The organism is Streptomyces anatolicus (genome assembly GCF_019400875.1).
Taxonomy (GTDB): Bacteria; Actinomycetota; Actinomycetes; order Streptomycetales; family Streptomycetaceae; genus Streptomyces; species Streptomyces anatolicus.
This window is the reverse complement of sequence record NZ_WMBF01000241.1, coordinates 1-9,550: the sequence shown is the minus strand read 5'-3', so window position 1 is coordinate 9,550 and position 9,550 is coordinate 1. Positions and strand designations below refer to the sequence as shown.

10 protein-coding genes and 1 pseudogene are annotated in these 9,550 nt (G+C 71.0%); 3 read left to right on the top strand and 8 right to left on the bottom strand.

Going from position 1 to position 9,550, the window contains the following annotated elements:
• A partial coding sequence (locus GKQ77_RS20530; RefSeq protein WP_372459934.1) for an FHA domain-containing protein occupies positions 1-1,215 on the top strand: 1,215 nt, incomplete at its 5' end.
• A gap of 31 nt (positions 1,216-1,246) precedes the next feature.
• Here the strand turns inward: GKQ77_RS20530 and GKQ77_RS20525 are convergent.
• Positions 1,247-2,230, bottom strand: a complete 984-nt coding sequence (locus GKQ77_RS20525) for a methyltransferase domain-containing protein (RefSeq protein ID WP_219690385.1) — start codon at positions 2,228-2,230, stop codon at positions 1,247-1,249.
• 99 nt (positions 2,231-2,329) lie between these two features.
• Between GKQ77_RS20525 and GKQ77_RS20520 the strand changes: the two genes are divergently transcribed.
• Complete coding sequence (locus GKQ77_RS20520) at positions 2,330-2,743, top strand: globin (protein WP_219690384.1); 414 nt, start codon at positions 2,330-2,332, stop codon at positions 2,741-2,743.
• A gap of 66 nt (positions 2,744-2,809) precedes the next feature.
• On the opposite strand, the gene GKQ77_RS20515 is transcribed toward GKQ77_RS20520, so the two are convergent.
• The 5 genes and pseudogenes from GKQ77_RS20515 to GKQ77_RS20495 all read right to left on the bottom strand — a co-directional run.
• Positions 2,810-3,493, bottom strand: a complete 684-nt coding sequence (locus tag GKQ77_RS20515; protein ID WP_219690383.1) for a DUF8185 domain-containing protein — start codon at positions 3,491-3,493, stop codon at positions 2,810-2,812.
• Positions 3,490-3,930, bottom strand: coding sequence for an acyl-CoA thioesterase (locus tag GKQ77_RS20510; protein WP_219690382.1), 441 nt, complete (start codon positions 3,928-3,930; stop codon positions 3,490-3,492). The genes GKQ77_RS20515 and GKQ77_RS20510 overlap by 4 nt, the downstream gene beginning before the upstream one ends.
• Before the next feature lie 7 nt (positions 3,931-3,937).
• The gene (ettA, locus tag GKQ77_RS20505; protein WP_219690381.1) at positions 3,938-5,602 is read right to left on the bottom strand and encodes an energy-dependent translational throttle protein EttA; all 1,665 of its coding nucleotides are present in this window, start codon (positions 5,600-5,602) and stop codon (positions 3,938-3,940) included.
• Positions 5,603-5,823: 221 nt separating this feature from the next.
• A complete protein-coding gene (locus GKQ77_RS20500; RefSeq protein ID WP_219690380.1) occupies positions 5,824-6,282 on the bottom strand; it encodes an SCO4402 family protein in 459 nt (152 codons plus the stop codon).
• Between the two features lie 76 nt (positions 6,283-6,358).
• A pseudogene (locus GKQ77_RS20495) lies at positions 6,359-6,730 on the bottom strand (UTRA domain-containing protein); the annotation flags it as partial.
• Between the two features lie 166 nt (positions 6,731-6,896).
• Between GKQ77_RS20495 and GKQ77_RS20490 the strand changes: the two are divergent.
• A complete protein-coding gene (locus GKQ77_RS20490) occupies positions 6,897-7,193 on the top strand; it encodes a hypothetical protein (RefSeq protein WP_219690378.1) in 297 nt (98 codons plus the stop codon).
• Between the two features lie 37 nt (positions 7,194-7,230).
• Here GKQ77_RS20490 and GKQ77_RS20485 read toward each other — a convergent pair whose 3' ends face one another.
• Positions 7,231-8,640, bottom strand: coding sequence for a Cys-Gln thioester bond-forming surface protein (locus tag GKQ77_RS20485; protein ID WP_258021640.1), 1,410 nt, complete (start codon positions 8,638-8,640; stop codon positions 7,231-7,233).
• A gap of 281 nt (positions 8,641-8,921) precedes the next feature.
• On the bottom strand, positions 8,922-9,335 hold the full coding sequence (locus GKQ77_RS20480; protein WP_219690376.1) for a single-stranded DNA-binding protein: 414 nt from the start codon (positions 9,333-9,335) through the stop codon (positions 8,922-8,924).
• Positions 9,336-9,550 lie beyond the last annotated feature (215 nt).

Genomic DNA, 9,550 nt, shown 5'->3' with positions numbered 1-9,550 from the left:
GGGTACGGCTATCCGCCGCCGCCTCCCGGCCAAGACCCGAACTTCCCGCAGCCGGGACCCGGGCGCCCGCATCTGGCCGCCGTGCCGGAACCGGCGCCCGAGCCGCAGCTCTGCCCGCAGTGCCGCACGCCCCGCGAGGCGAACGCGCCCTTCTGCGAGGAGTGCCGCTGGAACTTCCTGACGAACACGGCGACGTCGTACACCCCGGCCGCGCCGAACCCGCCCCTGCCCGGCACCCAGGGCGGTCCCGGCAGGCCTCCGCAGCACCCCGGGCAGGGCGCGTACGAGTACCAGGGCTCGCGCCCCTCGCAGATGAACCGGCCCGCCGAGCCGATCCCGCCGTTCGGCAACGGCGCGGGTAACGGCGGGCGTCCCGGTCAGCAGGGTTACGGCGGGCAGGGTCCCGGCCAGGCCCCGCCCCCCGGCGCCCCGCAGGCGTTCCAGCAGCCCGGTCCGCCCGGTCCGCCCGCGCCGCCCGCGTTCCCGCAGGAGACGGGCGCCCCGCAGGGTCCGCCGCCTCCGCCGCAGCCCGGCTCCGGCGGCCCGTCCTTCGGCGGGGACGACGACTGGGTGATCTCGCCGCCGTCGTCCCCGGCGCAGCAGCAGCCGCAGTCGCAGCAGCCGTTCCAGCGGCAGGACGTCTTCCAGCCGGTTCCGCCGCAGCAGCAGGCGCCGCAACAGCAGGCTCCCCCGCACCAGGCGCCCCAGCAGCCCCCGCAGCACCAGGCGGCCCAGCACCAAGCGCCCCAGCCGCCACAGCAGGAGCAGCCGCAGCAGCAGCCCCCGCAGCCGCAGGCCCCGCAGGGACCCGGCACGTGGACGGCGACGATCGGTCCCGACCGCGAGTACTTCATGGCGATGATGCAGCGCAGCGGCCCCGAGGCGTCGAGCCTGAACCTGCCCGCGTACTCGCCGGAGCAGCAGCGTCCGCTGGCCGGTGACCAGATCTCCATCGGCCGCCGCCGCCACTCCACCGGCGACACCCCGGACATCGACCTCTCGGTGCCCCCGGAGGACCCGGGCGTCTCGCACCAGCACGCGGTCCTGGTCCAGCAGCCGGACGGCAGCTGGGCGGTCGTCGACCAGAACTCCACGAACGGCACCACGGTCAACGGCGGCGAGGAGCCCATCCAGCCGTTCGTCCCCGTCCCGCTCCAGGACGGCGACAAGGTGCACGTGGGCGCCTGGACGACGATCACGGTCCGCCGCGACTGAGCCGCGACCGAGACCCGCCTGACGCGGGCGGTCACAGTGGCCAGACGTACGGCCCCTCGGGGTCGTCGAGCCAGGCCCACTCGTACCGCCCGCGCACGGTGACGCCGAAGCGCTCGCGCACCGGCCGGTTCTCCCGCTCCCACAGCGCGAGCGCCTCATGCGGGTCGAGGGTGCCCGCCGTCAGCTCCAGAAGGAAACGGAACAGCTCGTTCTGCAAGGCCCTGCGCGGCAGCCCCCCGGTGTGCTGCTCGTGCGGGGCGCTTGTGCTGCCGCCGCGCAGCGGCACGAAGTAGGCGGGCGTGTGCAGGAAGCGCCCCTCGGCGTGCTCGGCGTCCCGCACGGTCAGCGCGATCAGACCGGTGGCCAGCGGTGCGAGGACGCGGGCGCCCGGGTTGCACTGGGCGAGCCAGAGCCGGGGCACCGAGGTGAGGGTGCAGGTGACGATGATCCGGTCGTAGGGCGCACGCTCGGGGCAGCCCACGGCCCCGTCGCCGGTCACCACGGCCGGCCGGTATCCGGCGGCCGCCAGATGCCGCCGCGCGGACTCGGTGATCTCCGGGTCGAGGTCGACGGTCGTGACGTGGTCGTCGCCGAGCCGGTGGGCGAGCAGCGCCGCGTTGTAGCCGGTGCCCGCGCCGATCTCCAGGACGCGGTCCGTGTCGCGTACGTCCAGTTCGACCAGCATCTTCGCCATCAGGGACGGCTGGCTGCTGGAGGAGATCAGCTCCCCGTCGCGTACGCGCGTGGCGAGCGGCGCGTCCGCGTAGGCCCCGCGCAGCCAGCGGGCGCGGCGTCCGGGGTCGGGGTCCTCGCCCCAGAGCCGCTCGAAGCCGCCGCCCGCGCCGACGTAGTAGTACGGCACGAACAGGTGCCGCGGGACGGCCTCGAACGCCGCGCGCCAGGCGGGGTCGTCCTGCCAGGCCCCGCTCGCCTCGATCTCGCGCACGAGGGCGGCCCGTACCTCCGTGGCGAGTGCGGGATCGGGACCGGGTCCGGCTTCGGCTTCGGCTTCCATGTGTCCACTGTGCTGCGCGCGAGCCGCCGAAGCGAGTGGCGAGGGGGGTTCGAGGGGGTGGTCCTAAGCCTTCCGACCTCGGTCGCGGCGTCTGAGACCATGGACGGTGTGAAAGAGATCCCGCGCGGCACGCTTCAGGAGCAGACCTACTACGAACAGGTCGGCGGCGAGGAGACCTTCCGGCGCCTGGTGCACCACTTCTACCAGGGGGTCGCGGAGGACCCGCTGCTGCGGCCGATGTATCCGGAGGAGGACCTGGGCCCGGCCGAGGAGCGCCTCGCGCTCTTCCTGATGCAGTACTGGGGCGGCCCCCGCACCTACAGCGACAACCGCGGCCACCCGCGCCTGCGCATGCGGCACGCGCCGTTCACGGTGGACAGGGCGGCGCACGACGCCTGGCTGAAGCACATGCGCGCGGCGGTCGACCAGCTCGGCCTCTCCGAGGAGCACGAGCGGACGCTTTGGAACTACCTGACGTACGCGGCGGCGTCGATGGTGAACTCCGAGGGCTGACCCCCCGGATCGCCCGCCCCGCGTACTGCCCGCCCGCGTACCCCCGCCCGCTTACCGTCCGCTCGGCTACGCGGGCGTGACCGAGAGCCCGCCGGTCCCGGCCCGCCGCACCGCGACGGATCCGTAGGCCGTACGCAGCCGGAGCCATGCCCCCGAGGAGAGCAGGGTCAGCGTGTCGCCCCGCAGGAAGCCGAGCGCCTGCGCGGCATGCGCGGCCCGCACCGGAAGCTCCGTCTCGCCGATGGTCCGCGACCAGATCTCCCGGCCCACGCGGTCCAGCTCGGCCCGCACCCGCCGCTCGGCGGGCAACTCCTCGACGCGCGCCTTGAATTCGGTGACGGCCGCCGCTACCAGGCCCCGCACCGCGTCCAGCACGGGAAGCGCGGGCTCCGGCCGCCAGCCGCCGCGCGGCGGCAGCACGCCCGCCCAGGGCGGCCCGGTGACGGCCTGCGGCACGGCGGCGACGCCGTCGGACCCCGCCGCTTCCCCCACGTACTCCAGGAACTCACCGGCGGAGACAGTGACGTCGAGCGTGGTGTCGAGCCCGTGTTCGTAGGGCTTGGCGAGCCGTGCCGTACGGATGGCGAGCACCTCGAACGACGGCGGCCGCCCGAACACGGCGAGCGTGTCCCCGGCGGCCTGCAGCCGCACCGCGGCGGCCTTGTCGTAGTGGATCAGCCGGGCCAGGAAGGCGGCGAGGTCCGCCGCCTCCCGGGCATCGGCGAAGTGCAGCCGCGCGCTCGCGGTCATGCGAGGAGTGCCCCCGAGCCGCTGTCGGCGCCGTCGTCGACGTACTCCTCCAGGAACGAGCGCTCCTCGGCGGAGATCCGCCGGGGCCGCTGCGCCTCCAGGTCGAAGGGGACGACCACGGTCGAGGCCCGCACATACACCTGGTCCGCGTCCTTGACCTCGTACGCGATGGTCAGCGACGCCGCACCGATCTTCGTCACCCACGACTCGATGGTGACCGGCTCGTGCCGGTGCACCAACGGCCGTACGTAGTCGATCTCGTGGCGGGCCACGACCGAACCGCCGGAGAACGACGGGGACCCGTCACCGGGCGCGAGCCGGAACATGAAGTCGATGCGCGCCTCTTCCAGATACCGCAGGAAGACGACGTTGTTGACGTGCCCGAAGGCGTCCATGTCCGACCAGCGCAGCGGGCACTGGTATATGTGTCGAGCCACAGCCGCCTCAGCCTCGCGTGAGCTTCTTGTAGGTGGCGCGGTGCGGACGGGCCGCGTCCGGGCCAAGGCGCTCGATCTTGTTCTTCTCGTACGCCTCGAAGTTGCCCTCGAACCAGAACCACTTGGAGTCGCCCTCGTACGCCAGGATGTGCGTGGCGACGCGGTCGAGGAACCAGCGGTCGTGGGAGACGACCACGGCCGCACCCGGGAACTCCAGGAGCGCGTTCTCCAGCGAGGAGAGGGTCTCGACGTCCAGGTCGTTCGTCGGCTCGTCGAGGAGGAGGAGGTTGCCGCCCTGCTTGAGGGTGAGCGCCAGGTTCAGGCGGTTGCGCTCACCGCCGGAGAGGACGCCGGCGGGCTTCTGCTGGTCCGGGCCCTTGAAGCCGAAGGCGGACACGTACGCGCGGCTCGGCATCTCGACCTGGCCGACGTTGATGTAGTCCAGCTCGTCCGAGACGACCGCCCACAGGGTCTTCTTCGGGTCGATGTTGGCGCGGCTCTGGTCGACGTACGAGATCTTGACCGTGTCGCCGACCTTGATGGAACCGGAGTCCGGCTCCTCCAGGCCCTGGATCATCTTGAACAGCGTGGTCTTGCCGGCGCCGTTCGGGCCGATGACGCCGACGATGCCGTTGCGCGGCAGCGTGAAGCTGAGGTCGTCGATCAGGACCTTCTCGCCGAAGGCCTTGGAGAGGTTGTTGACCTCGACGACGATGCTGCCCAGACGCGGGCCCGGCGGGATCTGGATCTCCTCGAAGTCCAGCTTCCGCATCTTGTCCGCCTCGGCGGCCATCTCCTCGTAACGGGCGAGGCGCGCCTTGGACTTGGCCTGGCGGCCCTTGGCGTTGGAGCGGACCCACTCAAGCTCTTCCTTGAGGCGCTTGGCCCGCTTGGCGTCCTTCTGCCCCTCGACCTTCAGACGGGTCTGCTTGGTCTCCAGGTAGGTGGAGTAGTTGCCCTCGTAGCCGATCGCGCGGCCGCGGTCGAGCTCCAGGATCCAGCCCGCCACGTTGTCGAGGAAGTACCGGTCGTGGGTGACGGCGACGACGGTGCCGGGGTACTTGGCGAGGTGCTGCTCCAGCCACTGCACGGACTCGGCGTCCAGGTGGTTGGTGGGCTCGTCGAGGAGGAGCAGGTCGGGGGCTTCGAGGAGCAGCTTGCAGAGCGCGACGCGGCGCTTCTCGCCACCGGAGAGGTTGGTGACGGCCCAGTCGCCGGGCGGGCAGCCGAGGGCGTCCATGGCCTGCTCGAGCTGGGCGTCCAGGTCCCACGCGTTGGCGTGGTCCAGGTCCTCCTGGAGCTTGCCCATCTCCTCCATCAGCGCGTCGGAGTAGTCGGTGGCCATCAGCTCGGCGACCTCGTTGAAGCGCCGGAGCTTGCCCATGACCTCCTTCGCCCCGTCCTGCACGTTCTCCAGGACGGTCTTGGACTCGTCGAGGGGCGGCTCCTGGAGGAGCATGCCGACGGTGTAACCGGGCGAGAGGAAGGCATCGCCGTTCGAGGGCTGCTCGAGGCCCGCCATGATCTTGAGCACCGTGGACTTACCGGCGCCGTTGGGGCCCACGACACCGATCTTCGCGCCAGGAAGGAAGCTCAAGGTGACGTCGTCGAGGATCACCTTGTCGCCGTGCGCCTTGCGCGTCTTGCGCATGGTGTAGATGTACTCAGCCAAGAGAAACCGTCCGGCAATCAGTGTGTGGGCAGATACACCCCATCTTGCCTGACGGCCACCCCTCGGAGGAAACCCGTGCTGGCCGGGGGCCGTGAGCTGGACGTTCCTGGCCTACGTTGGTGATCGACCCGTCACTGCCTGTTGTTGTCGTCGCCGTCGAGCACCCTCGGAAAGCTCACAGACGGCCCACAGGCGGCCCACAGACGGCCCAGCAACGATCATCAGCGACAGCCCGGCCCGTCCGGTTCCGGCCCTGAACCTGAGCCGCGTCCGCGCGTCAGGCCGGCGGCTTCCTGCAACGCAACGAGCTCCCGCAGGTCGTTCGAGACCATGACCTGCGCCAGGCGACCGGCCACCGCCACGACGTCCGGCCAGACGGTTGCCCGGAGGTGTTCCGCGTCGGTGTCGCCCGGAGCCTCGGCCGCCGCAGCATTGAGCGCGGCACCGAGCTCTCTCATCAGAACGACCTCCTCCTCAGTCCTGAGACTGGTGCCGAGGTACCGCTCGGGTGCGTCGGCATCGCAGAAGTCATCGAAGAGCGTGTGAAAGACGTGATCCAGATTCTCGAACACCGACGGGTCGAGCCACACGTCCCGCTGCCATGGCGGATTGGCCAGAGCCAGAACCACAGGCACGACATGGACTCGGAAGTTCGCTATGCACAGGGCGTCCTCACTCACGGGCGGAGCCTAGCGACGGGGGTTCGATGGGCATGGAGATTTCGGCGCACCTCCAGGACGTGACGAGCGCCTTCCTCTATCGACTGATCGGAATCTCGTAGATGGTCTCGCAGAGAGCAGCAGGCACCACGATGTCAGCCGTCTCCACGGGCTGGCCCTCGCCCACCCCGGCGTGCGGGCCTCCCTCGGGGAGGACGACGAGAGTGCCGCCGGTGAGTTCACACGGCTCCCAACTCGTCGACAGCTGAACAGGCTTGCCGTCGGCGAGGAACTCGTAGGCGGTACGGACACACAGATCGCCCTCGGCACTCCCGAGACGCGTGGCGACCTCGGCCGGCGCCGGAACCTTGGCATCGGTCCGACTCTCCCAGTCCCCTTGCCTGCCCACAGCCTTCATATCCGCGCGGAACGGAGAGCCCTGAGGCTGCTCACGCGCCGCCGAACGGACAGCTAGCCGGTGCGCCCCGGCGTCAGGGGACGGTCACCCGGTGTGGACGGGAAGTGAGATGTTGCCGCGGCCGGTGCGTGGAGAGACGCTGAGAGGGACGTCACCGGGTCTCAGTGAGCGCGGGACGGGACCGTGCCGGTCGTGGTGGCCGGAAGGAGCGTGTGTGATGAGGGTCATGCTGCGGGCACGCTTGGACACCCAGCTCTCGAACGAGGCGATCAAGAGCGGCGCACTGCCGGATGTCATGCGGAGGATGACGGAAGAGCTCAAGCCCGAGGCGGCCTACTTCGGGCCCTGCGACGGCGGGCGGGCCTGCACCTTCGTCTTCGACATGCAGGACAGCTCCCGGCTGCCCACGATCGCGGAGCCGCTGCTGCTGGAACTCGGTGCGGAGATCGAGATCCAGCCGGTCATGAACAGCGACGACCTCCAGAAGGGGCTTGCCGCACTTCAGAAGAGCTGACCTCGCGGGGGCTGACCCGCGAGGGCTGACCCCGCGTTCACTTCTCGGTGGACGCCTCCTCGGGCTCCGCGGCCGGGTCCTTCTTGGTGCGCAGGAAGAAGACCGCCGCGCCGCCCAGCAGGACGAACCCCACGGCGACGGCCACCATCAGCGGCGTGTTGCCGGAGCTGCCGGTCTCGGCCAGGTCGCCGCCGCCCGAGGTGCCGCCCGCCGACGCGGGGCTCGGCTCGTTCGCGGGCTGCGCCCTGTTCTCCGTCGCGGCGCCTTCGGTCTCGCAGTCCAATACGCCCTTGAAGCGCTTCTCGACGCCGTTCGGTCCTCTGAGCGTGAAGTCGTAGGGCTGGTCCTCCTGCAGCGGGATCGTCACCGTCCGCGACGCGCCCGCCTTGATCGTGTGCTTGAAGCCCATGAGGCGGAAGGTGAAGGGCGCGTCCCCCTTGTTGGTCGCCGTAATGTCCACCCCGCCCTTGGCGCAGTTCTTCTCCGCCGACAGCGCCGGCACCGCGCCCTCGGCGGCCCAGTCGGCGGTCGCCTTCGCGGAGACCGTGGACTCGCTCGAGCCCGCGAGGATCTGCGTCTGGCTCCTGGTCTCGGAGGTGAAGGCCCGGCCCACCGGCACGGTGGTCGACGCCTGCACGGACAGCGCGGCCGAGCCGTCCGGTGCCTCCTCCGGTACGTCGAAGTAGAGCCGGCTGCCGTCGCCCGCGGACTTCACGGGCTTGCCGTCCTTGCCGACGACCTTGACGCCGCTCGCCTCGGAGTCCGCGGGCGGCGTCACCGTCACCGCTTCCGCGTCGGTCCGCACGGTGACCGGGCCCAGCCGCTCCCCGGCCTGCCCGGAGACGGCGGGCGGCTCCAGCGTCAGCGAGGCCTTGGGCTCGGCGCTGTCGCGCGCGCTCTTGTGCAGATAGTCGGCGAGCTTCTCGGCCTGCGGGTCCACGGCGTCGACCCGCGCACCGTCCGAGTACCGCCAGATCGCCACCTGGGTGCCTGCCGCGGCGGACTGCTCGGTCAGGGACGTCGCGCCCGCCTTCTTGGCGAGCGCCGCGAGGTCGTTCACCTGCGGGTAGGAGTGCTGGAGGATCCAGCGGATCCGGCCCGCGTCGCGGTTGTCGTTCAGCGAGGTGCCGCTCCAGGGGGTCTCCTGGTACTTGGCGTCCTTCTGCGTGGGGTTGTGGATGTCGACGCAGTACGTCTGGAGGGTGCCGCCGTCCTCGACGGACATCTCGAAGAGCCCGGCGGGCACCTGCTGCGCGCTGCCGCCCTCCCGGACGACCGCCTGCCCGTACGTCTGCAGGCCGCCCAGCGTCGCGGTCGCTCCGCCCCGGTGCTGCGGGGCCTCCTCCGCCGCGGCCGCGCCCGCGGCGGCCACCGCTCCCGCGGCGACGAGTCCCGTCGCCGCGGTCACGGCGGCGAGGCGGGCGACGCCTCGACTACGTATGGACAACGACAACGCAGAAAACACTTGATTCCCCTCCGGGCGGGACCCGTTCACAACGGTGGGGGGTGGTCCCGCCAGCAGATTGAAAGGGGCAGGATCACCTGCCACCTGCGTGGCATCTCCCGCCAACTGCCCCGTGAGCTACGTCCGGCATCCTAGGGAAGCGGCACACCGCGACCCTCAGTCATACCGTCGTATCACCGATCCGACTCGGAATCGTTATCCCCAACACCCCTCCCGAGCTGGGCTTATCGACAAATCAACGGCATTCGTGGGCTGACGGCACGTCATCCGACCGGCTCCGCCTGCCTCTGTGACGCCGGTTCCGTCAGCGAGGCGTCACCCTTGAGCACCCGCCGGAACGCCGCGGTGCCGCGCGACAGATCGTGGCCGATCGTCTGCGCCTCGATATCCGCCGATGTCCAGTGCTGCCCGCCGCGCTCCTCGTCCCGCACCTTCAACCGGCCCTGCACGATGACCGGTTCGCCGACCGAGAGCGATCCCTGCACGTTCTTGCCGAGCGTCCGGCTCGCCCACACCGTGAAGAAGTTGGTGTGCCCGTCGTTCCAGGTGTTCTTCCCCGCGTCGAAGTACCGCGCGGTCACCGCGAGCCGGAACCGCGCCACCGGTCCCGACGGCAACTCCCGGTACACCGGCGTCGTCGCGACGTTCCCCACCACCGTCACCATCGTCTCGTTCATGCCCTGCCCCTCCCGTGCATCCGTCCGCGCCGCCGCTCCTGCCGCGGCCGCGCTCCCAGACTGCACCGGCCGGGCCGAGCCCGCTGGGCCCTGTGTGCTACCCACCGGTTGTGGAAAACTCCGTCACCCCAAAGGGGCTCCCGGGGCCAAAGCAAGGCCCTCACCCCACCGCGGCCCGCGCCCCCGTCACCCGCACGTACTGCTCCCTGACCTCC

Coding starts and splice junctions, on each gene's coding strand:
- GKQ77_RS20525 (WP_219690385.1), bottom strand. CDS start 2,230: ATGGAAGCCGAAGCCGAAGCCGGACCCGGTCCCGATCCCGCACTCGCC.
- GKQ77_RS20520 (WP_219690384.1), top strand. CDS start 2,330: ATGGACGGTGTGAAAGAGATCCCGCGCGGCACGCTTCAGGAGCAGACC.
- GKQ77_RS20515 (WP_219690383.1), bottom strand. CDS start 3,493: ATGACCGCGAGCGCGCGGCTGCACTTCGCCGATGCCCGGGAGGCGGCG.
- GKQ77_RS20490 (WP_219690378.1), top strand. CDS start 6,897: ATGAGGGTCATGCTGCGGGCACGCTTGGACACCCAGCTCTCGAACGAG.
- GKQ77_RS20480 (WP_219690376.1), bottom strand. CDS start 9,335: ATGAACGAGACGATGGTGACGGTGGTGGGGAACGTCGCGACGACGCCG.